This window comes from Pseudomonas sp. NPDC089554 (genome assembly GCF_050280645.1).
GTDB lineage: Bacteria > Pseudomonadota > Gammaproteobacteria > Pseudomonadales > Pseudomonadaceae > Aquipseudomonas.
In genome coordinates, this window is the sequence record NZ_JBNNVR010000067.1 from 1 (window position 1) to 21,914 (window position 21,914).

Sequence of the window (21,914 nt, forward strand, 5' to 3'; positions counted from 1 at the left end):
GAGAACGTGCGGGTTCTGGGGTTCTACCGCCTTGGCGAAGCGCAGGTTGCTCAAGGTGTATTCATGGGCGCAGTACACCTGGGTTTGCTCGGGCATGAACCAACGCTCGTTGGGGTAATGCACGAACGGCGCGTTGGCGATTTCCTCGCCCCAGAACTGGTCGTTGTAGAAGAAGTTGCAGTTCAGCCGCTCGATGAACTCGCCCAGCGCCGAGGCCAGGGCGCTCTCCTTGGTGGCGCCCTTGCCGTTGGTGAAGCACATCGAGGAATGGGCATCGCGCAGGTGCAGCGACCAGACGTTGGGCACGATGTTGCGCCAGGAGGCGACTTCGATCTTCATGCCCAGGCCCGCCAGCAGGCCAGACATATTGGCGATGGTCTGCTCCAGCGGCAGGTCCTTGCCAAGGATGTAGGTGCTGGCGGCCGGGTCCGCATCGAGCACCAGCAGACCCTGGGCGTCGGCATCGAGGTTGTCGACTTCCTCGATGATGAACTCGGGCCCGGCCTGCACCACTTTCTTCACCGTGCAGCGGTCGATCGAACGCAGGATACCCTGGCGGTCCTTCTCGCTGATGTCCGCTGGCAGCTCGACCTGGATCTTGAAGGTCTGGTTGTAGCGGTTCTCGGGGTCGACGATGTTGTTCTGCGACAGGCGGATGTTCTCGGTGGGGATGTCGCGGGTCTGGCAGTACAGTTTGACGAAGTACGCCGCGCACAGTGCCGAGGACGCCAGGAAATAGTCGAACGGCCCCGGCGCCGAACCGTCACCCTTGTAGCGGATCGGTTGGTCGGCAATCACCGTGAAGTCGTCGAACTTGGCTTCGAGGCGGAGGTTGTCGAGAAAGTTGACCTTGATTTCCATGCGGGGCACCGGGTAGCAGCAAAACGAAATGGCCGCGATTATCCGGGTTTCGCCGGGGGAAGTCTTGCCCTTTCAGACAGAGGCGAACGGCCCTGCGCCAAGCTCGAATAATTTTTTTCAAGCGACTGCATCCAAACCCCTGGCTGGCGGGTAGTACCCGGTAGCAGCCCTGCGGCTGCCCATTCCCATAAGGAGATACCGCCATGAACCACATGCCTCGTTCCCTGGCCACTGCCCTGCTCGCAGGCAGCCTTTCGTTCACCGTGCACGCCGCCTCCGTACCCGATGCCGTCAAGGTCCCAGAAGGCCACAAAGTGATGCTGGAAACCGTCGGCGTCGGCGAGATCACCTACGAATGCCGCGACAAGCCGAACGCCGCCGGCCAGACCGAGTGGACCTTCGTCGGGCCGAAAGCGGTGCTCAACGACCGCAGCGGCAAGGCCGTTGGCAGCTACTTCGGCCCGCCCGCCACCTGGCAGGCCAAGGACGGTTCGAAAGTCACCGGCACCCAGTTGGCAGTTGCACCGGCTGGCACGGGCGACATTCCGTTCCAGCTGGTCAAGGCCAACCCCGCCGAAGGCCAGGGCGCGATGAACGGCGTGGCTTATATCCAGCGCCTGGCCACCAAAGGCGGCGTAGCCCCGAGCAGCGCCTGCACCACCGCCACCAAGGGCAAGCAGGAAGTGGTCAAGTACCAGGCCGACTACATCTTCTGGGCGGCAAACTGAAGCGCGGGTTCGTGGTGAGGCAAAGTGGTCTACGCTCTTGGCAAAACCCGGCCCAGGCGGCCGGGGCGAACATCACCCGTCGACGAGCGCGCCACTTTGTCCTTGCCTGAACCCAGTTTCGACTACGAAGCGTGCCTCGCCGCCTGCGCGCGGCACGAGCGGCAAGCCCTGCGCGCGTTGTACCAGCAGGAAAGCGCCCGGCTGCTGGGCGTGGCCTTGCGCATCGCGCGTGATCGCGGGCTGGCCGAGGACATCGTGCACGACACCTTCATTCGCGTGTGGAACCGCGCCGCCAGCTTCGACCCGGCGCGCGGTTCGGCACGGGGCTGGGTGTACAGCATCACGCGCCACCTGGCACTGAACCATGTACGTGACAGTGCCCGGGAAGTGGCGGTCGACGATGTGCAGGAGCCGACCAGCACGCCGGACTTCGAGCTGCCGTCCAGCCGCATCCAGCATTGCCTGGAGCGGTTGGAACCTGCGCGGCGCAATTGCATCCTGCATGCCTATGTAGACGGCTGCTCGCATGCGGAAATCGCCCAACGGCTCAACACGCCGCTGGGTACGGTGAAAGCCTGGATCAAGCGCAGCCTGGCGGCGCTGCGGGAGTGCATGGGATGAGCATCGAGCGTGATGATGAACAGCCCGACAGCCTCGACCAGTTGGCGGGTGAGTATGTGCTGGGCACCTTGTCGGCGCAGCAACGGGCTGAACTCGAGCAGCGCCTGGGCCATGACGCGCAGCTGCGCAGCGCGGTGGATGCCTGGGAGCGGCGCCTGTTCGAGCTGACCGAGTTGGCCGAACCGCAGCCCCCTGCCCCACAGCTTTGGCAACGCATCCAGCGCAGCCTTGGCGCCGAAAAAGCGTCCCCGTTGCCAACGACTTCATGGTGGGACCGCCTGGCCCTTTGGCGCGGGCTGACCGCCGCCAGCGTAGCCGCCGCGCTGGCCTTGGCGGTGACCTTACTGATCGCACCCAAACCACAAACCACCTACCTGGTGGTGCTGGTAGCGCCCAACAGCCAGGCGCCGGGCTGGGTGGTGCAGGCGTCCGACCCTCGGGAGATCCAGCTGATTCCCCTTGGCGACACCCCGGTTCCAAGCGACAAGGCGCTGGAGTTCTGGACCAAGGGCGAGGACTGGCAAGGCCCGGTTTCGCTGGGGCTGGTCAAGCCGGGGGAAATTCTCTCGGTGCCGCTGCACAAGCTCCCTCCCCTGGCGCCCAACCAGCTGTTCGAGCTGACCCTCGAAGCCCCGACCGGCTCGCCGACCGGCAAGCCTACCGGGCCTATCCAATTCATCGGGCGGGCGGTGAAGGTGATCTGACGCTGGAGTGCCCTTGCGCTGCATTCAGCGTAAGGGAAGTCTGACGCGCTGCGTTGACTAGCACCGGCAGGGCCGGTGCCAGGCGCCGCCTTCCCCACTACACCGTCGGCACCGTCCCACCATCGACGACAAACTCGGTCCCGGTGATCGACGCCGCCAGCGGCGAGGCGACGAAGGCGATCACGTTGGCCACCTCACTCGGCAGCGCCGGGCGCCCCAGCGGGATGCCGCCCAGCGACTGCATGACGATGCGCTTGCCACCCTCATAGTCGGTACCGGCCTGCAAGGCCAGGCGCTCAGCCAGGGCCACGGAGGCCTCGGTCTCGATCCACCCCGGCGCCACGCTCACCACCCGCACCCCTTTGGGCGAAACCTCCTTGGACAAGCTCTTGCTGTAGGTCGACAGCGCCGCCTTCGCCGCCGCGTAGGCCGTGGTGGCCTCGGGCAGTGGCAGCACACGCTGGATCGATGAGACATGCACGATCACCCCACGCCCCTGGGCGAGCAGGCCCGGCAGCAGCAGGCGGTCCAGGCGCACGGCCGGGAACAGGTTCAGGTCGAGCTCGTTGCGCCACTGTTCTTCGTCCAGCGCCAGCACGCCGCCGCCCGGCGCACTGGAGCCGCCCAGCACATGCACGACCACATCCACGCCGCCCAGTTGGCGCTGCACCTCGCCTGCCAACGCCTCGCAGCCTTGCAAGGTAGTGAGGTCAGCCTCGACGAAACGCGCCGACGGCATGTCGGCCGGGCGTTGCCGGGCGCAGGTCAGTACCTGGGCGCCCAGTGCCTCGAACAGTTCGACCGTGGCCCTGCCCAGGCCTTTGCTGCCGCCGGTGACCAATACGCGTTTGTCTTGCAGTTGCAGGTTCATCGTTGAATCCTCGGTGAGTGAATACAGATAGAATCGGTGCTTTGCCCAGACGAGCCGCCACCATGGAACGCCTCAGCCTCAACGACCTGGACGCCGTCCTGGCCATCGCCCGCCGTGGCAGCTTCCGCGCGGCAGCCATCGACCTAGGCATGTCCACCACGGCGCTGAGCAACGCCATCGGCAAGCTCGAGGCGAACCTGGGCGTACGCCTGTTCAACCGCACCACACGCAGCGTGTCGCTGACCGATGCCGGGCGGCTGTTCGTCGCGCAGGTGGGCCCGGCGCTGGGTGAGGTGCGCGATGCGCTGGAGGTGGTACGCGAGCAGCGCGAACAGCCCACCGGCACCCTGCGCATCAACGCTGCGGCCTTCGCTGCGCGGGAGATCATGGCGCCGCTGGTGCTGGAGTTCCTGCAGCGCTACCCGCAGATGCAGGTAGACCTGGTGACCGAAGGTCGCCTGGTGGATATCGTCGCCGACGGCTTCGACCTGGGCGTACGGGTGGCGAACCTGGTGCCCAGCGACATGATCCGCGTGCACCTGGGCCAGGCACAGCGCTACGCGGTGGTCGCAAGCCACCAGTACCTGCAAGCGCACGGCACGCCGAGGCTGCCGGTCGACCTGCAACAGCACCGCTGCATCCGTGTGCGCTTGCCCGATGGCGCGTTGTACCGCTGGCGCTTCAGTCAGGGCGACCAGGCGCAGCAGATCGAGGTGCAAGGCCCGATCACCCTGGATGAAGCGAGCCTTGCGCGTGCGGCGGTGCTGGCCGGGGTTGGCCTGGGTTATTTCATGGAGCAGGACGTGCGCGACGACCTGGCCAGCGGCCGCCTGTTGCGTGTGCTGGAGGACTGGACACCGCCGCTGCCGGGCCTGTGCCTGTACTACCCAGGCAGGCGCAACCTGTCGGCGGGCATGAAGGCGTTTCTGGCCCTGGCCCGCGAGGTGGCGGCGCAGCGGGAATGACGACGGAATGTGCATGAGGCGCTTGCCTGTGTTGGAATGCACACAGGGTAAGCGCCATGTATCGTCGCGATAAGCAGGACAAAAAAGGACGTGTTATTGCGAATTAGGGGACTATCTCCTGCCCTTCAACCCGCCAGTTGCTCCAGCACCTGCTCAGTGCTCCACAGGGCATTGGCCAGGAAGCGGAAGTTGACCAGCGCCGCCAGGTAGGCATCGCCCTCGGGCAGGCGTGCACCAGCCGTGGCATCGCGAACCACCACCACCTCGAAGCCTTGCTCGATCAGGTCGCGCAGGTGCGACTCCACGCACAGGTTGGCCGACATGCCGGCAAGGATCACCTGGGACACACCGTGCTTGCGCAGCTGCAAGGTCAGGTCGTTGGTCTGCGGGCCATACACCTTGTGCGGCGAGCAGATCACCGTGCGCCCGTCGAGAATGAACGGTTTGAACTGCGGCATGAAGTCGGCGCCCGAACCGTCGAAACCTTCCAGCGTCAACGGCCCCTTGCGGGCAAACATGTCGATGCCGTGCATCATCTTTTCCAGCGGCCCGCCGTGCTGCCATGCATGGTCGCAGGGGTAGTAATAGTGCGGCGAAATGGCCACGGTCAGCTCGGCGCGCTTGGCGGCGGCGAACAGCCGGCCCAGGTTGTCGACGGTGCCCAGTTCCTCGATGCATTCGCCGAAGTACGGCTAGGTGACGCCCTTGGGGCTGAGGAAGTCGATCTGCGGGTCGATCACCACCAGCGCGGCGCGGCGGGGGTCGAGGGTGAAACCGGTGCTCGGCAGCGCAGGTTCGGCCGGGTCCTGGTACAGCGGGTTCAGGGTGCTGCTCATTGTGACGGTCCTCCGATTGAAATAACCTCTTGGCCGTGCTGCCAAGTGAGCACCATGTTGCCTGCGCGCCGGGTTCGGCTTTTGCCCCAGCGTCCCGATTCTTTTGCCCGGACTCCACAATGGATGCACTGTCGCAGTTCTTCGAACGCATCAACCTGCGCGGGCAGCTGTTCTACGCAGGCAACGTGCGCGAAACCCTGGATATCCAAAAGCCCGAAGGCACAGCGCTGATCCATATCGTCGCCCACGGCGGCCTGGCCCTGGTGCGCGACGGCCACCCACGCCTGGAACTGGACGGCCCGAGCGTGCTGCTGTGCCCCAGTACCTGCCGCTATCGCCTGCAACCGCTGGAGGGCCAACGCGCCGAAATCATCTGCGCCACCTTCGCCTTCGGCACCAGCATGGGCCGCGCATCGCCCCTGGGCGTCACCGACACCCTGATCTTCCCGTTCCACGAACTGGGCGCGGTGGTGCCGGTGATCGAGGCGCTGCTGGCGGAACTCCAGGGGCAGCAGGCCGGCTACCGCAAGGGCCTGGAGGTGTTGTTCGAATACATTTTCATCGTGCTGGTGCGCCAGGCCATTGCCCGCGGCTCGATCAGCCGCGGCAGCCTGTGCGCGGTGCTCGACCCGCGCCTGGGCAAGGCGTTGCAGGCCATGCACAGCGAGCCGCAAGAGAACTGGACCCTGGCGAGCCTGGCCGAACGTGCATGCCTGTCACGCTCGACCTTCGCCGCGCAGTTCCACAAGGTGGTGGGCCTGACGCCGATCGCCTACCTGGCCGCCTGGCGCATCAAGCTGGCCTGCGACCTGATCCGCCAGGGCGTTGCGCTGAAGGTGGTGGCCGACGCGGTGGGCTACAGCTCGCAAGCGGCGCTGACCCGTGCCTTCGTGCAGGAGATGGGGCTGCCGCCGACCGAGTGGCTCAAGGGTCAGCGGCAACCTGGGTGAAACCCTAGCGGCTCAACCGAGCCCCAGCGCCAGGGCTACGCCCGCGCCATAGGCCGGGTCGGCCTTGGTGCAGTTGCCCACATGCCGACGCTTGATCTCATCGGGTGCATCGCCCATGGCCCGTGCGGTGTTGTCGAACAGCGCCTGGCGTTGCGCCGGGCTCATCAGGCGGAACAGGTCGCCGGGTTGCTCGAAGTGGTCAACGTCGACGCGGTGGTCCCAGTTGGTCGCGCTGCCTTCGAGCGGCAACGGCGGCTCGCGCAGCTCCTGGCTGTCTTCCCAGACACCCTGGCTGTTGGGGTAATGGGCGATGGTCGAACCCTGGTTGCCATCGGTGCGCATCTGGCCGTCGCGGTGGTAGCTGTGGTACGGGCAGCGCGGGGCGTTGACCGGAATATGGTTGAAGTTCACCCCCAGGCGATAACGCTGGGTGTCGCCATAGGAGAACAACCGCGCCTGCAGCATCTTGTCGGGCGAAAAACCGATGCCAGGCACCACGTTGGCCGGCGAGAACGCCGACTGCTCGACCTCGGCGAAATGGTTGTCGGGGTTGCGGTTGAGCTCCATCACGCCCACTTCGATCAGCGGGTAGTCGCCATGGGGCCAGACCTTGGTGAGGTCGAACGGGTTGTGCTTGTGCTGGTTGGCCTGGGCTTCGGTCATGACCTGCACGCACAGGGTCCAGCGCGGGCAATCGCCCTGCTCGATCGACTCGTACAGGTCGCGCAGATTGCTTTCCCGGTCCTGTCCGACCACCACTTGGGCTTCGGCATCGCTGAGGTTCTCGATGCCCTGCTGGCAACGCAGGTGGAACTTGACCCACACCCGCTCGTTGGCCGCGTTGACCAGGCTGAAAGTATGGCTACCGAAGCCATGCATGTGCCGGTAGCTGCGCGGGATGCCGCGGTCGCTCATGACGATGGTGACCTGGTGCAGCGCCTCGGGCAGCAGGCTCCAGAAGTCCCAGTTGTTGGTGGCGCTGCGCAGGCCCGTGCGTGGGTCGCGCTTGACCGCGTGGTTGAGGTCGGTGAAACGCAGCGGGTCGCGGAAGAAGAATACGGGGGTGTTGTTGCCCACCAGGTCCCAGTTGCCTTCATCGGTATAGAACTTCACCGCGAAGCCGCGGATGTCCCGCTCGGCATCGGCCGCGCCACGCTCGCCGGCCACGGTGGAGAAACGCACGAACACCGGCGTCTGCTTGCCCACCTCGGCGAACAGGCTGGCGCGGCTGAAGCGGGTGATGTCGCCGGTCACGGTGAAGGTGCCGTAGGCCCCTGCCCCCTTGGCGTGCATGCGCCGCTCGGGAATCACCTCGCGGTCGAAGTGCGCCAGTTTCTCGATCAGCCAGATGTCCTGCAGCAATGCCGGGCCGCGCGGGCCGGCGGTCTGGATATTGAGGTTGTCGACCACCGGGGCACCGGTGGCGTTGGTCAGGCGTTTCTCGGACATCGCAGACTCCTCAGGCTCGTTCAGGTATTTTTCTGGATGCTGCCGATACTGCCCGACGACCGGCTACGTAAAATCGGCAAACCTGCCATCGGTGGGCAGTAGGCAGCGTTGGCGCAGCGACTGCGAGGGCAACTCACCGAACTGGCGCTGGTACTGCCCGGCGAAGCGGCCAAAATCCCAGACGCCATGGCGCGCGCAGATATCGGTGAGGGTTTCGCCCGGCCTGGCCTTGAGAATCGCCCCGCGAATGACGTGCAAGCGGTGCAGCATCAGGTAGCGGTGCGGGCTCATGCCCAGGTGGCGGGTGAACAGGTTGCGCAAGGTGCGCTCGGAGGTGTTGCACACCTTGCACAGGTCGGCCAGGTGCAACGGCAGGTCGGTGCCGCCGTGAACCAGCGCCAAGGCGCTTTGCAGAATGCGCTGGTGCTGCGCGTCGACCGCGCCGTCTGGCTTGCGTGGACGCAGCAGGAACTGCCCCTGGGCACTGTAGAAGGCCTCTTGAAACTCGTCGAAATCTGCGCAGACCAACTGGTTCATGACAGGCCCTCGGCAATGTGCGAAGCATCAGTCTAGATGCACTTCGGCCAACCGCGAGAGCACAGGACGAAATGCCGCATTCAGGCGGCCTTGGGCGGCTGGTGCTCGCGGCAGATCAAGGCGGCATCGCCTGCGTCCAGGGGCTCCTGGGTCAGGCCGCAGAACGGCTGGCCATCGACGGTCCGGTGGAAACGGCAGGTGGCGCACAGACCAAAACCCGGCACATCGCTGCTGCGTTGCACCTGGGTCAGCAGCTCCCCCAAAAGCCCCTGCAACTGCTCGCCCTGTTCCCCCATGCGCGCCAGGCCGTCGGCCAGGAAGCTCGGCGGCAGCAAGGCGTCGAGCAGCGCGCGGGCGCTGTCGGTGAGTTGCAGGTGCACGCTGCGCCGGTCGTGCGCATCCTGGGTCTTGACCAGCAACCCCTTGGCCTCCAGGGCCTTGAGCGATTGCGACACCGTGCCCTTGGTCAGGCCCAGGTAGTCGGTCACGGCCAGGGGCGTATTGGAATAGCGGTTGCAGCGCGCCAGGTACATCAGCGCACTGAGCTGGATCGGCTGCAGGTCGGCCAGCAGCGGGTGCTGGCGGAACCAGATGCGGGTCAGGCTGGAAAGCCGTTCGAGCAAGTCGAAGAGGTGGGTGTCGGTCATGTAGCGCTCCTGTCGAAATATAGTATCGACTAAAAACCATATTGACAAAGGCCTATTTGGGCGTAGCCTGTTTTAAAGTATCGATTCGATACCAAAATCCACAGGAGCCCCTTGATGAAATACGCCCCGCTTGCCCTCACCCTTGCTGCCCTGCTCACCGGCTCCGCCTGGGCCCATGGCCCGGGTGGCATCCACAGCGACAAGAGCCCCAAGGTCGAAGCCGCCTTCGACCTGGTGCACACCCGTGTCTTCAAGGACGGCGACCAGCTGGTGTTCGAGCAGTTGGTCGATGGCAAGGCCGGCAGCCGCGTGCCCAGCGCCAAGGGCAGCTTTGCCGGTGCCGAGGTGTACAGCTACGTATGGCCCACCAGCCTGGACAGCGGCGCGGTCGGCTTCGAACCGGGCTCGGGCATCCTCGCCCTGGCGCTCACCTCGCATCCAGACTTCGACGACACCCCGCAGCTGGATGAAAACGGCGACGGCAACAAGGCCAACGACGGCGGCCTGTGGCACTCGCACTGGGTGGTGCTGAGCAAGGACGCCAGCTGCGGCCCGTCGGGCCTGAAGGTGCGGGACATTCCCGAAGGCGCCAAGCCCAAGCTGCCAGCTACCTGGCCCGGCGCGCCGATCTACATCGACTCCCCCGGCTACGACCTGAGCGTGAAGAACGACGCCGCGCAGATCCGCGTGCCGCTGTCGGCAGTGGGCTTTCCGAAAAGCTTCAACTACGACGGCGTGACTGCCGCGCTGCAAGTCAATGCCGACCTTCACAACCCGCTGTTGTGCGTGACCAGCGTATGGGACGTGGCCTCGGGCGACCTGTCACTGCCCGCTACCTGGAAGGAGAACAAGTGATGAACGTCAGTGTCTTCGATACCCACGTACGCACCCGTGACGGCCGCTACCTGCATTTCGATGTGTTGATCGAGGGCACCGACCGCGAGCGCGCCGCCCGCCATGCCCGCGAGTGGATGGCTGAACGCGGTGTGCAAGAGGCCGATGTGCAGCAGAGCCAGTGCCTGTTCTGCCACAGCGAACCGGGCAACCCCGAGGTGGACGCGGCCATCGCCCGCCAGGGTTATTTCATCATCCCGCTGCAAGGCTGCTAGGAGGCCTGCCATGGACAACCGCTACCAGCCACTGGACTGCGACCTGCATGACTATCTGGAAATCGCCTGCATGCGCGGCTACCGGTTGCAGGTCGAACTGCTCGACGGCCCAGGCTTCAGCGCCACGGCGCTGACCACCCGCACGGCGCCAAGCAAGGAAGAGTTTCTGGTGTTCGACCTGCAAGGCCAGCGGCATGAAGTGCGCCTGGACCAGTTGCTGGCAGTCACTGCGCTGGACCCTGGGGCAAGCTTCACGCGCCTGGAGCTTGCCGGTAGGGTCTGCGCGTTCTGAGGTCATGCTGCGACGCTTTGATAGCGAGTGCTCGCTATCAAAGCCGCAGCCCCAGCATTCCCGCGATGATCGCCAGCGCCACCAACGCACTCGCGAACATCCCGCCATACCACAGACCCCGCACCCGCCCCGGCGCTACACCATGCGCCTCCAGTACCACCCGCAGCCCCGCCAGCAGATGGCCGAGGACGAAGAACACGCCCAGCGTGTAGTGCGGCACCAGCCTGATGTTCCAGGGGTCGAGCAGCAGCCCGGTCGGGGCGCCGGTGGCGAAATTCCAGTCGGTGGGAATACCCAGGTAGGTCCGGGCATAGATGAACACCGAGTTCATGTGCCCGAGCACGAACACCGCCAGGTACACCCCGGTGGCGATCTGGAAGGTGCGCAACAGGTCCTGGCGCTTAGCGCTCCAGTGCCAGGCCAGGTACAACCCGCTCACCGCCTGGAAGACGAACGCCAGCACCAGCAGCGGCTCGATGAACCACGCCCGGTAGACCGTCCGCCCTGCATCCATCACCTCGGCATGCAGTGCCGGGCCGACCAGGCCGGTGAGGTGGTTGCCCAGGTGGAACAACACGTAGAGGCACAGCACCAGTGCACTGATGCCATGGGCCACCCGCCAGCGGCCCAGGCCGGGCCGTAGCTGCCGCTCGGTCTCCAACACCCTGCCCCGACGTGCCGCCAACAGCGCCGCCAACGACCACAGCACGCACCACACCAATGGGTCTGGCAAGCTGCTACCCAGCAACGCCTGCACGACCCCAAGGAACACGTACAAGGTTGGCGCCACCACGCAGGCGTAGGCCAGTCGGCGCAGGCCCAACGGCAACCCCGGTCGGCTGGCGACGAGCATGCCCAGCAACGGCACCGCACTGGCAACCAGCAGCAGCAAAACCGCCGCCGGGCCGTTGCCTTGGTTGATCTGGGTGTGGAACAGCATCAGCAGGAAGGGGTAACCCAAGGTGGCCAGCAACGGTAACCAAACCACCACCTTCGATGGCGACCGTTCGAGCGCTTGCGTGTGCAGGTTGGTCATGAAACCTCTCCCGTCATGGCGTGGGCAAGGCTCGCCAGCAGTTGCTGTTCGGCTTCGCGCAGTTGCTCGGCGTCGAGTCGCGCGGTGCCTTGCAGCGCCAGGAAATGCAGCGAATGCAGACCGATGCTGGCAAACGCCGCTCGCACGTATGGGGTGAGAAAGTCGGGCTGGTTCGCCAGCTGGCCACTGAAGTGGCCGCCAGCAGCGATGGCGATGTACACCGGACGGTCACGCAGCAGGCCGATCTTCTGCCCGTCAGGCGAACGGCCGATGGTGCGCCCTACCCGCATCACCTGGTCGATCCACGCCTTGAACACCGAGGGCACGCCCAGGTTGGCCATCGGTGTGCCGATCACCAGCACATCGGCGTGCGCAAGCTCGGCGATCAGTTCGTCGGAAAGGGCCATGGCGGGGTGCGGCTGCACCTGTAGCGCCAGCAGGCGCTGCATGTATTCGTCGTCGATGTGTGGGATGGGCGCATGCCCCAGGTCACGCCGGCTGACCGAGGCTTGCGAGGTCGCCTCGCACAGGTGCGCCACCACCGCCGCCGACAGGCGACGGCTAAGCGAACCGGTACGCGGGCTGCAATCGATATGCAGGATGTTCATGCGAACGCTCCAGGTTACAGGGGTTGGCTGAAGTTCAGCGCCTTGGCCAGCAGGCCCTGGCGGTAGTAGAAGCGCTGGCCCAGGGCGTTGGCCAAGGCGGTGTCGAGCACCAGGTGCGCGCAGCCCTGCTCACGGCCCAACTCGCGCAAGGCATCGATCAGCCGGGCCCCCAGGCCATGACGACGGCTCTCGGTACTGGCTACCAGGTCGTCGACATACAAGAAGCGCCCGAACAACAGGTTTTCCTGGAGGCGGTAGCCCGCCAAGGCCTTGGCCTGGCCGTCCTGCCAGGCCACCAACAGGCGGTAGCCCTGCCCGATCTGGCGCTGGACCTGGGCGCTGAAACTGGCGGCATCGGCCAGGTGCGGGCGCAACTCGCGCATCACCGCGAAGCACGCCTGGTACTGCGCGTCGTTCTCGGCATGGCTCAATTGGAAGGGATTCATGGTGCGGCACTCTTGTGGCGAGGCGCCCACTCTAGGAACATCATGACCCAGTCGACAGGTGCAAGAACGACTCAATCGAATGGGACATTCCGCCATGGACCTGCAACACCTAAAGCCCGACCGCACCCACACCGCGCCGCTCTACCTGCAGCTGTACCAGCGCTACCGCCAGGCGATCGCCACCGGCAAGCTGCGCCCGGGCGATCGCGTGCCCTCGGTGCGCAGCCTGGCCAGCGAGCTGAACCTGGCACGCGGCACCGTGGAGCTGGCCTACCAGATGCTGGTCGGCGAAGGCTATTTCATCGGCCAGGGGGCGGCGGGCACGCGCATTGCGCCTGGGCTCACGCCGCAAGTCGAAGCCAAGCCCGCCAGCCATGTGCTGTCACCCGCAATGGCCCCCACAACCACGCCCAACCTGGAACCGCCAGCGTTCCGCCTCGGCCTCCCCGCACTGGACGCCTTCCCGCGCAAAACCTGGGCGCGCCTGGCCGCGCGCAACCAGCGCAACCTCGGCAACCAGGGCCTGTTCGCCCCGCCTGCCTGCGGCCTGCTCGAGCTGCGCCAAGCCATCGCCACCTATCTGGGCATCTCTCGCGGTATTGCCTGTAGCCACGAGCAGGTGTTCGTCACCGCCGGTTATCGCGGGGCGCTGGAGCTGGTGTGCCGTACGCTGCTGCACCCAGGGGACCTGGGCTGGTTCGAAGAACCGGGCTACCTGTACGCCCGGCAGTTCCTCGAACGCGCCGGCATGCGCTTGCAGCCGGTGCCGGTCGACGCCCAGGGCCTGGACGTGGCGCACGGTCAACGCGAGGCCGGCGATGCACGCTTCGCGGTGGTCACCCCGACCCACCAGAGCCCGATGGGCATGGCCTTGTCGCTGCCACGGCGCCAGGCCTTGCTGGCCTGGGCCGCACAGGCCAAGGCGTGGGTCATCGAAGACGACTACGACAGCGAGTTCCGCTACCACGGCCGCCCCCTGCCCGCGCTGAAGAGCCTCGACCACGACGGCCGCGTCTTGTATACCGGCACCTTCAGCAAGGTGCTGTTCCCGGGCCTGCGCCTGGCCTACCTGGTGGTGCCGGGTTGCCAGGTCGAGCGCTTTCGCGCCAGCGCCGAGCACCTGCCCGGCCCCGGCTCGATCGTGCCCCAGGCGACCACGGCGGACTTCATCGGCCAGGGCCATTTCGCCCGCCACCTGAGCCGTATGCGCGGGCTCTACGCCACTCGCCACCACTACTTGCTGCAAGCGCTGGACAGCCAGCTGGGGAAGCGCCTGCACGTGCAGCCCCAGGCCGGCGGCCTGCATGTGCTGGCACAGCTGCACGGTGCGCCCGGCGACCAGGCGCTGGCCACTGCCGCCCAGGCCGAGGGCCTGGCGGTACATGCGTTGAGTGACTGGAGCCTGCGGCCGGGGGAACACCAGGGGCTGTTGATGGGGTTTGCCAACTTCACCACGGCGCAACAGGCGCAAGAGGCGGTACGGCGGCTGGCGAGGGTGTGGGGGGACATCTAGTGAGCACCTAGGCTCTTGTAGTCGCGAACACCGCATGGAACAAGCCAGCGAGACCATGACGGCATAGCTTTTTTGCGAGTTTGTTATGGCCGAGACTTCGAAGGCATAGGCCCAAACGTGGTTAGGCTAGCCCTGAAACACCCTATCTAGAGCCATCCTGCGCCCCATCAAAAGCGTCGATGGTCACCATTAGCCTTATGAACTTCTCTATTAAGTTACTAAGAGTAGCATTGCCCTCGTACCCACTTTCCAGCGTCCCACGAGGAGCACCGAATCATGAAACGCCAACTGCTGCTGAGCCTGAGTCTGTCCATCCTGGCTGCCAATGCCTTCGCCCTGCCAGCCAACGATCAACAAGCACACTCCAGCGCTGCGGCGATCTCCCAGCCGCTGAACTCGTTGGCCGAAGGTGGTTCGGATCGTCTGATCGAACGTAACAACCGCGTTGCCGAAGGTGGTTCTGATCGTCTGATCGAGCGTAACAACCGTGTTGCCGAAGGTGGTTCTGACCGTCTGATCGAGCGTAACAACCGTGTTGCCGAAGGTGGTTCTGACCGTCTGATCGAGCGCAACAATCGCGTTGCCGAAGGTGGTTCCGACCGTCTGATCGAACGTAACAACCGCGTTGCCGAAGGTGGTGCAGAACGTCTGCAAGAGCGCAACAACCGTGTTGCCGACAGCGGTGCCGAAGTACTGAATCAGCGCAGCGTCGCCGAAGGTGGCTCGGATCGTCTGGTCGAACTCAGCCGTGTGAGCTAACCCTTATGGCTGAAACCGACCACTTGACCTACCAAGCGTGTTCCCCTCCAAAGCCCGGTCCATTGACCGGGCTTCGTTTTTTCCAGGCTTTGCAGAAAGTCTTGATACGCAGGTCATGCAAGGCGAAAACAGCCGAGGAACGGCCGGGGTCGCGCTCTACTTTCCTGAAGTAAATGAGCATTCCGACCGGGCTGGCGCGTCAGGCTGTTTTCAACGCAGCATGACCCAGTATCAAGGCTCTTCGTACAGAGCCGGCCGCCAGGCTACCCATCACTGGCACGTCGGCTCCCCCAAAAGGAGCCGGAGCAGTCAATCAGGCCAGGAACTGCCCGAGGCTTGCGCACAATTGCGCGGCCAGGTCAGGCTGCCTAGCAACCTCGCGAGGACCGTCAATCGGCAATAAAGATTAATATGAATAACCCCTCAGTTTGAATTACCCACCAAAAAATCCAGACTGCCAAAAGCGACCAAAGAAGTTACCGCCACCCCCCAAGTTATTACCAGCACACGCCGTAGCTGGAAAGGAAACTCCTTCACTTGTTGCAGATCAGCGAGACCTCGCTTGGCAAAAGTACGGGGAATCATCAATAGCGTTGAAATTGTACATATTCTCATCACCTTGCCTAGTAGACCGGCCCGCGAATAGACCACTCGGTTGCCCGACACAAATTGGCTTTTTGAAAGCAACGACTCAATGCGGTCTATATGGCGAGTCGATATGTACACCAATACGGAAAAGGCCACGACCGAAAGCACGAAAAAGAAAAGCGCAAGCATGTTTGCTTCAAAGTTCGTCAAGGGGTCACTCTCTCATAAAGAATTTCCCCCCACTGCTCTCCCCTCTCCTTGCCCTTCTCACCATAATACTTAGCTCCAGCCGCGCCACCGACCACAGAGCATGCAATAGCCCCGGTACCAACTGTGGGTATACCAAACACTATCGAACATAGCCCTATAGCCGCAGTTCCTGCTACCGCACCGCCAGCGACACTTCCGCCCGCCCCTCCTACTAAACCACTACCTAGAACGAACTTGGCTTTTCTGCATTCTTCTTCTCTACCAAGAACACATGCTCTTTGAATCGCCAATCCTGTTGCTGCCACATCCAGTGCCAAGCCTATATAAGCTCCTTTTTTTATCAAATTGCTGGCTTTAGCAACCCCAGCAACTTTTTCCGAATATTTAGATATCTCACCTGTCTCAAGGTAACTTTTGGTTGATATTCCTAACATCCGCTTTATCGACGCACTATTGCGCAGCCCCGATCCGAACGCAGTTGCCTTTCCTAGCTGTTCATCCAAGCTAACAAACAAAGCCTTCCGCTTAGCATAAAACTCATCACGCGCTCTGACTTGGCCTTGGCTTAGGTGCGCGCCATGCAATTGCTCAATCTGCTCCAACGTCTTTTTAATCGCATCCATATGTCTTGCCCAGCCGTCCGTTGCTGCACCTGCCCCCATAGCTGCATGACTCAGGAGACTCTGTAATAACTCAAAATTTTCAAGAAAGAACCCATCAATACCGCCACCATGTAGCTCGATGTCAAGGTGAATTCCTGCCGCTTTTCCCATGAGAAATGCTTCATGAGCAGTGCAAGACGGCGTACTCGGGTCACCCACGATAACCAGTTCGCCAGGGAAAACGACGCTATTTACGATATGCGCATTCAACACATCAAACTTGGCCCGCTGATTCGCATTCATGTGCGTGTCGGCTTTCAGCGACTCATACGTCTGTGCTTGTTGATTGATAAAACTGCGTGCCTCGGACATGTTCGTACCTCACGCGTGTTTCTTGTTGCCGATGCGATCCCAACCGCCGATCACATTACCGCCGGCGCTGCCGTCTAGGCGCTTCTGCCGCGTGTAGGTGGTCTTGATACGCCCGTAGTTGAGTTGCACCACCTCCATCGGCACACCTGAATTGGCGCTTTGGGCGTAGTCGGCAATGATCACTTCTTCGAGAACGACTTCGTAGTACTTGAGCTTTTCAGTACCCGCGCGACACACCACCAAGGTCACCTCTTTCAGGTGCTGGCCGGCGCAGCTCGCCTCGAGCAGCTTGCAACTGGCGCTATCCAGGTACTTGGTAAAGGTGAAATGGGTGAGCGTGGTTCGCCCGGAAGATGCGCCACCCGCCGAACTTGCGGTGGCGGAGGTGCTTTGGTGGGAGCCGAACTTGTAGCCGATGATCTCGATCCAGTTGGCGTACTGATCATCCAGTGCTTCGCCATTGATTTCGGCGATTTTGATATAGGCATCGAAAGCCATGATTACCGCTCCTTGGTAACGATTGGGCTGATAACGACGACGTTCGAGCGACGTCGCTTTAGGGTTGTCCTCAGCGGGCACGATGTGCCACCCGACGCCCGACAGACCCTAGCCACCGAAGGCCGCAGCCGCAATAGAGGGCGGGAGATCATTGGCAAATCAGGAAATTGCCTACAATTTCGGCGACAAATTCGACTTGTTCACGTAAATAAATATTTCACACCGAGATACTTGGGGATAGTTCTCTCAGCCTTGTCGAACCTGACCCATTATGCCGGCCTGCCCCACCCCACCCTTTACGCCAACTGTGCCCTCAGCCAGGCCGCCAACGCCTGGGTCTCGCGTCGCTTGGCCTGGCCATGGCGCATGCACACCGACAGCGCGTCCTCCAGCATCACCTTCTGCCCGAACGGCGCCACCAGCTCGCCCCGCGCCAGCATCCCCTCGGCCGTGCGCCGCCAGCCCATGGCCAGGCCGTGCCCGGATACGGCGGCCTGCAGCATCAGTGAGTAGCTGTCGAAGCTCAGCGCCTTGGCCCCTTGGGGTATCGGCAGGCCATGGGCGGCCAGCCAGGTGTCCCACTCCAGCGCGTACTGCGGCACGGTCTGGTGATGCAGCAGCGTGCAACGCGCCAATGCCTCGAGGGTCAGCACCCCCCCTGGCTGGCGTGCCAGGTAGGCCGGGCTACACACCGGAAAGACTTCATCGGATGCACTGAACAGCAACGGGTGCGCGCCACGGTCGCGGTTGCTGCTTTGCATGGCCACGTCGAAATAGCCGTCGAACTCCGCCAGCGGTCGCATGAGCGTGGTGACCTTGAGCTCGATCTCCGGGTGCTGCTGGTGAAAGCTCGACAACCTTGGCATCAGCCAATGGAAGCCCTCGCACATCTGGCACAGCAGCACCACCTGGTTGACCCCGGCGACGCCGCGCAGCCGGTCGGCCTCACTGGCCAACTCACCCAAAGCATTACCCAGGGTATACGCCAGGCTGCGCCCGGACTCAGTCAGGTGAACGCCCCGGTTACGCCGCTCGAACAGCGCCACCCCAAGGTCCGCCTCGAGTGCGCGAATCTGTCGGCTGACGGCAGCCTGCGTGATATGCAGCTCCTGCGCCGCCCGCGAGACACTGCCCAACCTGGCCGTCGCCTCGAAGGGCAGCAGCGTCGCCAGTGGCGGAAGTGAACGACCCAGCTTATTCATAACCTTTGGTTAACCATAAGGGCTGAAAGATCATTTGTAGCACACCTCCCGCCCCCGCAGCATGAGCGCATCGCCAACCACCGCAGAGGAATACCCACGAAATGAACGCGATCGCGGACTACCGCAATTTCCCGCTCATCTGCCCCCTGGGCAGCGCCCAACTCGCCCCCGGCGGTATCACGGTGACCTGGGCGGACGGCCGTGTCAGCCCCTTCCACAACCTCTGGCTGCGCGACAACTGCCCCTGTAGCGAATGCGTGTACAGCGTCACCCGCGAGCAAGTGTTCCAAGTCGCGGACGTGCCGGAGGATATCCAGCTCAAGGCTGCGGCCATCGCCGATGACGGGCGCCTGTCGCTGCGCTGGGACGACGGCCACGCCAGCACCTTCGACCCCGGCTGGCTGCGCGCTCATGCCTACGACCCGCAGAGCCTGGCCGAGCGCGAGGCTGCCAGGCCGCGCAAGCAGCGCTGGGTATCCGACCTGGCACTGCCGGTGTTCGACTACCGCGCCGTGATGCACGATGACTCCGCCCTGCTGCTGTGGCTGCTGGCCGTGCGCGATATCGGCCTGACCCAATTGCAGGGTGTACCCACAGAGCCTGGCACCTTGCTGGGCCTGGCCAAGCGCATTTCTTTCGTGCGCGAAAGCAACTTCGGCGTGCTGTTCGACGTGCGCTCAAAGGCCGACGCCGACAGCAATGCCTACACGGCCTTCAACCTGCCCCTGCACACCGACCTGCCCACCCGCGAGCTGCAACCAGGGTTGCAGTTCCTGCATTGCCTGGTGAACGACGCCAGCGGTGGCGAAAACACATTCGTCGACGGTTTCGCCATCGCCGAGGCGTTGCGCGCTGAAGCCCCCCAGGCCTACCGGCTGCTGTGCGAAACCCCGGTGGAGTTTCGCAACAAGGACCGCCACAGCGACTACCGCTGCACAGCGCCGGTGATCGCCCTGGACGGCCAGGCCGAGGTGCAGGAGATTCGCCTGGCAAACTTCCTGCGTGCGCCGTTGCAGCTGCCCGCCGAGTTGATGCCCGACTATTACCTGGCCTATCGACGCTTCATGCAGATGACCCGCGAGCCACGCTTTCGCGTGACCCAGCGGTTGTCGGCCGGGCAGTTGTGGTGCTTCGACAACCGCCGGGTGCTGCATGCCCGCGAAGCCTTCGATCCGGCCAGCGGGGCGCGGCACTTCCAGGGGTGCTATGTGGATCGGGATGAGGTGTTGTCGCGGGTGCTGGTGTTGCAGCGCTGAACACCAGCAACGAGGCGATTGCTCAAGCCTTGTAGTTCAATCTGAACCGATGCAGCAAGGGCTCGGTATACCCACTGGGCTGCCGCACCCCCTCGAACACCAACGCACACGCCGCGGCAAACGCCAGCGACCGCTCGAAATCCGCCGCCATGGGCCGATACAGGGGGTCGCTGGCGTTCTGCATGTCCACCACCACCGCCATGCGCTTGAGCGCGGCCATCACCTGGGCCTGGTCCACTACACCATGCCGGAGCCAGTTGGCGATGTGCTGGCTGGAGATGCGCAAGGTGGCGCGGTCTTCCATCAGGCCGACATCGTGGATATCAGGCACTTTCGAGCAACCGACGCCCTGCTCGACCCAGCGCACCACATAACCGAGCAAGCCTTGCGCGTTGTTTTCCAGCTCCTCGGCGATGGCCTTGGCGTCCCACTCGCTGGTATCCCCCAGCGGAACCTCCAGCAATTCGTCCTGCAACCGCAGCAGTTCCTCGGCATCGGACTGCTCGATGATGCGGCCCTGAACGGCGGCGACATCGACCTGGTGATAGTGCATGGCATGCAGCGTCGCGGCAGTCGGTGACGGCACCCAGGCGGTGGTGGCACCAGCCTGTGGGTGGGCGACTTTTTGTTCGAGCATGGCACGCATCAAATCGGGCATGGCCCACATGCCCTTGCCGATCTGGGCGCGGCCTTGCAACTGGCACTCGAGGCCCACCAGCACGTTGTTGCGCTCGTACGCCTTGAGCCAGCGGCTGGATTTCATATCGCCCTTGCGCAGCATCGGGCCAGCTTCCATCAGCGTGTGCATCTCATCGCCGGTGCGGTCGAGAAAGCCCGTGTTGATGAACACCAGGCGCTCGGTGGCCTGGGCGATGCACGCCTTGAGGTTGAGCGTGGTGCGCCGCTCTTCGTCCATGATGCCCATCTTCAGGGTGTTGGCCGGCAGCCCCAGCATGTGCTCGACGCGATCGAACAACTGCGCAGTAAATGCCACTTCATCGGGGCCGTGCATCTTCGGTTTCACGATGTAGACGCTGCCTTGCCGGGAATTGCGGCGGTGCTCCAGGTCGTGCATGGCCGCAAGGCTGGTGACCACGGCGTCGACGATGCCTTCGGGCACTTCCTGGCCGTTGCCGTCGAGCAGTGCGGGGGTGGTCATCAGGTGGCCGACGTTGCGCACCAGCATCAGCGCACAGCCAGGCAATGCGAAACTGCTGCAGTCGGTACGGGCCCATTGGCGTGGAGGGTTGAGGCGACGGGTGATGGTGCGGCCGTCCTTGTCGAGGGTTTCGCTCAAGTCTCCCTTCATCAAGCCGAGCCAGTTGCGGTAGACGAGCACCTTGTCGGCGGCGTCCACGGCAGCCACCGAGTCTTCGCAGTCCATGATGGTGGTGAGTGCGGCTTCCAGCACCACGTCCTTGATATGCGCCGAATCCTGGCTGCCGATGGGCGTCGTGCCGTCGATGTGGATCTCGATGTGCAGGCCATTGTTCACCAGCAGCAATGCGCTCGGGGCGCTGGCCTCACCTTGCAAGCCCAACCATTGACTTGGATGCGCAAGGCCGGTGGTCGAGCCGTCGGCCAGGGTGGCGCGCAGTTGCCCGTTGTCGATGCTGTAGCGGGTAGAGCCGACATGGCTTCCCGAGGCCAAGGGCACGCTGCGGTCGAGGAATTCGCGGGCAAAGGTCACGACGCTTTTGGCGCGCAGCGGGTTGAAGCCCGACTGCCTGGCAGTGGCGCCTTCATCGGCGATCACATCGGTGCCATACAGCGCGTCGTACAACGAGCCCCAACGGGCGTTCGCCGCATTGAGCGCGTAACGGGCGTTCATCACCGGCACCACCAGTTGCGGGCCGGCTTGGGTGGCGATTTCACTGTCGACGTTGGCTGTGCGAACCGCCACTGCCTTGGGCACCGGTTGCAGGTAGCCAATCGATTGCAGGAAGGTGCGGTAGGCGGCTTTGTCCTGCACGGCCCCAGGGTGGGTGCGGTGCCAGGCGTCGAGTTTTGCCTGGAGCAGTTCGCGGGTGTCCAGCAGGGCGCGGTTGAGCGGTGCGAGGTCATGCACCAGGCGGTCGAAGGTGCTCCAGAAATGGCTGGCCTGCACGCCGGTTCCGGGTAGCAGTTCGTCTTCGATGAAGTGCAACAACTGGGGTGCGACGGTCAGGTGGCCTCTTGCAATGAACTCGCTCATGACGCTCCTCGCTTTCGCCCTGCCAGGGCGAATCTCTTATTGTTGGTGAGGCATCAGTGT

Annotated in this window: 23 protein-coding genes and 3 pseudogenes; 11 read left to right on the forward strand and 15 right to left on the reverse strand. The window is 63.8% G+C overall.

The window, feature by feature from the left end; genetic code table 11:
• Window positions 1-96: pseudogene (locus tag ACQKPE_RS18505) on the reverse strand (hydroxyacylglutathione hydrolase C-terminal domain-containing protein); the annotation flags it as partial.
• Between the two features lie 3 nt (window positions 97-99).
• Window positions 100-861: pseudogene (locus tag ACQKPE_RS18510) on the reverse strand (OsmC family protein); the annotation flags it as partial.
• 203 nt (window positions 862-1,064) lie between these two features.
• Here ACQKPE_RS18510 and ACQKPE_RS18515 point away from each other — a divergent pair.
• From ACQKPE_RS18515 to ACQKPE_RS18525, 3 genes are all read left to right on the forward strand, one after another.
• Entirely contained in the window at window positions 1,065-1,589 is a 525-nt protein-coding gene (locus tag ACQKPE_RS18515) for a DUF3455 domain-containing protein (RefSeq protein WP_427668077.1), read from the forward strand.
• Between the two features lie 102 nt (window positions 1,590-1,691).
• Window positions 1,692-2,210, forward strand: coding sequence for a sigma-70 family RNA polymerase sigma factor (locus tag ACQKPE_RS18520; protein WP_427668106.1), 519 nt, complete (start codon window positions 1,692-1,694; stop codon window positions 2,208-2,210).
• Window positions 2,207-2,914, forward strand: coding sequence for an anti-sigma factor (locus tag ACQKPE_RS18525; protein ID WP_427668078.1), 708 nt, complete (start codon window positions 2,207-2,209; stop codon window positions 2,912-2,914). The genes ACQKPE_RS18520 and ACQKPE_RS18525 overlap by 4 nt, the downstream gene beginning before the upstream one ends.
• A gap of 97 nt (window positions 2,915-3,011) precedes the next feature.
• On the opposite strand, the gene ACQKPE_RS18530 is transcribed toward ACQKPE_RS18525, so the two are convergent.
• Complete coding sequence (locus ACQKPE_RS18530; RefSeq protein ID WP_427668079.1) at window positions 3,012-3,785, reverse strand: SDR family oxidoreductase; 774 nt, start codon at window positions 3,783-3,785, stop codon at window positions 3,012-3,014.
• A 62-nt stretch (window positions 3,786-3,847) separates the two neighbouring features.
• On the opposite strand from ACQKPE_RS18530, the gene ACQKPE_RS18535 reads away from it, so the two are divergent.
• A complete protein-coding gene (locus ACQKPE_RS18535) occupies window positions 3,848-4,750 on the forward strand; it encodes a LysR substrate-binding domain-containing protein (RefSeq protein ID WP_427668080.1) in 903 nt (300 codons plus the stop codon).
• A gap of 125 nt (window positions 4,751-4,875) precedes the next feature.
• Here ACQKPE_RS18535 and ACQKPE_RS18540 read toward each other — a convergent pair.
• Window positions 4,876-5,586 (reverse strand): annotated as a pseudogene (locus ACQKPE_RS18540) (cysteine hydrolase family protein).
• A 119-nt stretch (window positions 5,587-5,705) separates the two neighbouring features.
• Here ACQKPE_RS18540 and ACQKPE_RS18545 point away from each other — a divergent pair.
• On the forward strand, window positions 5,706-6,536 hold the full coding sequence (locus ACQKPE_RS18545) for a helix-turn-helix domain-containing protein (RefSeq protein WP_427668081.1): 831 nt from the start codon (window positions 5,706-5,708) through the stop codon (window positions 6,534-6,536).
• 12 nt (window positions 6,537-6,548) lie between these two features.
• On the opposite strand, the gene ACQKPE_RS18550 is transcribed toward ACQKPE_RS18545, so the two are convergent.
• From ACQKPE_RS18550 to ACQKPE_RS18560, 3 genes are all read right to left on the reverse strand, one after another.
• Window positions 6,549-7,985, reverse strand: a complete 1,437-nt coding sequence (locus tag ACQKPE_RS18550; protein WP_427668082.1) for a catalase — start codon at window positions 7,983-7,985, stop codon at window positions 6,549-6,551.
• Between the two features lie 63 nt (window positions 7,986-8,048).
• Window positions 8,049-8,522, reverse strand: coding sequence for a helix-turn-helix domain-containing protein (locus ACQKPE_RS18555; RefSeq protein ID WP_427668083.1), 474 nt, complete (start codon window positions 8,520-8,522; stop codon window positions 8,049-8,051).
• Window positions 8,523-8,602: 80 nt separating this feature from the next.
• Window positions 8,603-9,169: a MarR family winged helix-turn-helix transcriptional regulator gene (locus ACQKPE_RS18560; protein WP_427668084.1), complete on the reverse strand. Its 567-nt coding sequence runs from the start codon at window positions 9,167-9,169 to the stop codon at window positions 8,603-8,605.
• 114 nt (window positions 9,170-9,283) lie between these two features.
• Between ACQKPE_RS18560 and ACQKPE_RS18565 the strand changes: the two genes are divergently transcribed.
• Genes ACQKPE_RS18565 through ACQKPE_RS18575 form a run of 3 tightly spaced genes read left to right on the forward strand, consistent with a single transcriptional unit; the run spans window position 9,284 to window position 10,570 of the window.
• Window positions 9,284-10,024: a hypothetical protein gene (locus ACQKPE_RS18565; protein ID WP_427668085.1), complete on the forward strand. Its 741-nt coding sequence runs from the start codon at window positions 9,284-9,286 to the stop codon at window positions 10,022-10,024.
• Window positions 10,024-10,278, forward strand: coding sequence for a DUF2024 family protein (locus tag ACQKPE_RS18570; RefSeq protein ID WP_427668086.1), 255 nt, complete (start codon window positions 10,024-10,026; stop codon window positions 10,276-10,278). Before ACQKPE_RS18565 ends, ACQKPE_RS18570 begins: the two co-directional genes overlap by 1 nt.
• Before the next feature lie 10 nt (window positions 10,279-10,288).
• A complete protein-coding gene (locus ACQKPE_RS18575; protein WP_427668087.1) occupies window positions 10,289-10,570 on the forward strand; it encodes a Rho-binding antiterminator in 282 nt (93 codons plus the stop codon).
• Between the two features lie 37 nt (window positions 10,571-10,607).
• On the opposite strand, the gene ACQKPE_RS18580 is transcribed toward ACQKPE_RS18575, so the two are convergent.
• The 3 genes from ACQKPE_RS18580 to ACQKPE_RS18590 are packed head-to-tail and all read right to left on the reverse strand — an operon-like array spanning window position 10,608 to window position 12,660.
• Window positions 10,608-11,606 carry a hypothetical protein gene (locus tag ACQKPE_RS18580; RefSeq protein ID WP_427668088.1) on the reverse strand — a complete coding sequence of 333 codons (999 nt, stop codon included), beginning with the start codon at window positions 11,604-11,606 and terminating at the stop codon, window positions 10,608-10,610.
• Window positions 11,603-12,214 carry an FMN-dependent NADH-azoreductase gene (locus tag ACQKPE_RS18585; protein WP_427668089.1) on the reverse strand — a complete coding sequence of 204 codons (612 nt, stop codon included), beginning with the start codon at window positions 12,212-12,214 and terminating at the stop codon, window positions 11,603-11,605. The genes ACQKPE_RS18580 and ACQKPE_RS18585 overlap by 4 nt, the downstream gene beginning before the upstream one ends.
• Window positions 12,215-12,228: 14 nt before the next feature.
• Complete coding sequence (locus ACQKPE_RS18590) at window positions 12,229-12,660, reverse strand: GNAT family N-acetyltransferase (RefSeq protein WP_427668090.1); 432 nt, start codon at window positions 12,658-12,660, stop codon at window positions 12,229-12,231.
• A gap of 94 nt (window positions 12,661-12,754) precedes the next feature.
• On the opposite strand from ACQKPE_RS18590, the gene ACQKPE_RS18595 reads away from it, so the two are divergent.
• Together ACQKPE_RS18595 and ACQKPE_RS18600 are read left to right on the forward strand one after the other, a co-directional pair.
• Window positions 12,755-14,173, forward strand: a complete 1,419-nt coding sequence (locus ACQKPE_RS18595; protein WP_427668091.1) for a PLP-dependent aminotransferase family protein — start codon at window positions 12,755-12,757, stop codon at window positions 14,171-14,173.
• 276 nt (window positions 14,174-14,449) lie between these two features.
• The gene (locus ACQKPE_RS18600) at window positions 14,450-14,932 is read left to right on the forward strand and encodes a phage infection protein (protein ID WP_427668092.1); all 483 of its coding nucleotides are present in this window, start codon (window positions 14,450-14,452) and stop codon (window positions 14,930-14,932) included.
• 423 nt (window positions 14,933-15,355) lie between these two features.
• On the opposite strand, the gene ACQKPE_RS18605 is transcribed toward ACQKPE_RS18600, so the two are convergent.
• The 4 genes from ACQKPE_RS18605 to ACQKPE_RS18620 form a co-directional block, all read right to left on the reverse strand.
• The gene (locus tag ACQKPE_RS18605) at window positions 15,356-15,730 is read right to left on the reverse strand and encodes a hypothetical protein (protein WP_427668093.1); all 375 of its coding nucleotides are present in this window, start codon (window positions 15,728-15,730) and stop codon (window positions 15,356-15,358) included.
• Window positions 15,727-16,704, reverse strand: a complete 978-nt coding sequence (locus ACQKPE_RS18610; protein ID WP_427668094.1) for a hypothetical protein — start codon at window positions 16,702-16,704, stop codon at window positions 15,727-15,729. The genes ACQKPE_RS18605 and ACQKPE_RS18610 overlap by 4 nt, the downstream gene beginning before the upstream one ends.
• Window positions 16,705-16,713: 9 nt before the next feature.
• Window positions 16,714-17,202 carry an Hcp family type VI secretion system effector gene (locus ACQKPE_RS18615; RefSeq protein WP_427668107.1) on the reverse strand — a complete coding sequence of 163 codons (489 nt, stop codon included), beginning with the start codon at window positions 17,200-17,202 and terminating at the stop codon, window positions 16,714-16,716.
• Window positions 17,203-17,498: 296 nt separating this feature from the next.
• Window positions 17,499-18,404, reverse strand: coding sequence for a LysR substrate-binding domain-containing protein (locus tag ACQKPE_RS18620; RefSeq protein ID WP_427668095.1), 906 nt, complete (start codon window positions 18,402-18,404; stop codon window positions 17,499-17,501).
• Window positions 18,405-18,505: 101 nt separating this feature from the next.
• On the opposite strand from ACQKPE_RS18620, the gene ACQKPE_RS18625 reads away from it, so the two are divergent.
• Entirely contained in the window at window positions 18,506-19,660 is a 1,155-nt protein-coding gene (locus tag ACQKPE_RS18625) for a gamma-butyrobetaine dioxygenase (RefSeq protein WP_427668096.1), read from the forward strand.
• 22 nt (window positions 19,661-19,682) lie between these two features.
• Here ACQKPE_RS18625 and ACQKPE_RS18630 read toward each other — a convergent pair whose 3' ends face one another.
• Complete coding sequence (locus ACQKPE_RS18630; RefSeq protein WP_427668097.1) at window positions 19,683-21,854, reverse strand: malate synthase G; 2,172 nt, start codon at window positions 21,852-21,854, stop codon at window positions 19,683-19,685.
• Between the last annotated feature and the right edge of the window lie 60 nt (window positions 21,855-21,914).